At 48.0% G+C, this 1,762-nt stretch carries 1 protein-coding gene; it reads right to left on the reverse strand.

Going from position 1 to position 1,762, the window contains the following annotated elements; all coding sequences use genetic code 11:
- The coding region (locus tag KDK17_RS05835) for a hypothetical protein (protein ID WP_257287573.1) at positions 1-1,762 on the reverse strand (1,762 nt) is incomplete at both ends.

A 1,762-nucleotide genomic window follows, 5' to 3' on the forward strand; every position in this document is an offset into this window, starting at 1 on the left:
TAACGACAAAAAGCAATAAAAACAGGCACACGATGACGGCAGCTACCTTGCCGCTCTGTTACGAGGAATTCAAAGAAATTTTTATTGCGCTCTGGTTGTTTCTCACCGGAAAACTGTTTGCAATAGTCCGTGATCGCCTCAATTCGTTGATTCGTGCCTTTAGCGTTTTTTATTGTCTGCAAAAGCATCTGTTCTTCAGATAGGGGTTGGTCAACCTGGTCAACCTGGTCAACGGTCTTAAACAGTTTGTCCAGTACTGTTTTCATACCTTTCGAACAGCGAGCGTCCAGAAGTCTTGATCGTTCTGGTGAAGCTCCGTTAGCAGATGTTTTTTTGCCCGGCTCTCTCGGTTCTACGACATAAGTCACACGAATAATCTGGTTGGCTACAGCCTCTGGAATAGTCAGTGTGTGAAGCCCGGTATATCGATCCCTGACCAGGGTAAATGCCAAATCGGGTTCCATACGCAGGGCCACGATATAGTCGTCAGGCGTCAGGCTGGGCAAAACATACTGACCATTTTTCGATGACGTTTCAAGGGTCGCCAGTGTTTGATCTCTGGTTAATGTTACTTTTTGGTCTTGCACTGGCAACCCCAATGGTATAAGGGTTTCGACCCCCAGAATATGCTGATCATTCAGATCGATCCGTATAACATCCCCCTCATCAGACACATCAATATCTGTTGCCCAGCAGCGATACATATCGGGAGTATAGTTCTGGGTATCAAAAATTTTATAAGCGTCAAGATTTAGCCTCTCCTGACTTGAATAGTTCGTTCTCCAATCCAGTTTCTCATCCTGTTCCCTGTGGAATTCCGGAATGTATTGTTCAGGAGCTTTATTACCGTCAGTAGCCAATACTTTCTTAACATAGCTCTCAACCCGATGGTTGTTCTGCAGACCACTCATCTGACGCCAGAACGCAGGCCACAATCGAACCGCTTTGGAGTCCCATGCACTTATCCGTTGATCAGCCTCCCGAAGATAAGGCTGGGAAGCAGGTAATTTCAGCGTTTGTTCCTGTTCTGCCGTCAGGGAAAATACGCTACCAGCGTCCACGCCAGTCTGGCCAAAATTACAGTCAAACCAGCGTCGCTGCCAGTGTCGGTAAAGCGCCTGGGTGAGAATATCGTCCGACTCGTCCGGCTTCAGGGAAAGACCCGATGCCTGCCACCTGGCCTGAGCCACTCTCTTGATAATTTCCGTTTTGGCTTCCTCTCCATTCAGATCCGCCTTAATGCGAATTTCATGGCGTTTTTCATCGATGCTGTTGAAATAACTGCCGCGTATCAACCACGGACGATCAATGCCTGATACCGTTTGGTTGAACCATTCGTAAAGTTCATAATCAATCGCACTGTTACCCGCGACAAAAGTTGATGATTCAGGCAGTGCCTCCAGCGATATTTTTGCGGCCATAAGGTAAAGCCGATAGTACTGATTGAGGCATTGATGAAGTGCTTTTTCGGTAAAGTCGCCCCCTCTGAAGACGGCCCTGGCGACATTCTGTAAATCAAGGCTGGTCGGCTGCAAAGGCAGGTTTTTCCGCTGCAGATAAGCCCTTAAATGACAATGTTTTTCTGTCAGCTTTTTAGCGACGAATTCACCTTCTGAGGACTCTGGCAACACTTTCCCGGCAATGGTCTCTAATTCTGTCGGGTTGTACTGCCGGATGGGCAAATGCCGGAAACGCCCTTTCAGTGCCGGTGATAGCGCTTTGCGTCCGCTGTACTCAGGTGGGTTGATGGTGGCAAACAGGT

The organism is Endozoicomonas sp. SESOKO2, from assembly GCF_024606245.1.
Lineage (GTDB): Bacteria > Pseudomonadota > Gammaproteobacteria > Pseudomonadales > Endozoicomonadaceae > Endozoicomonas_A.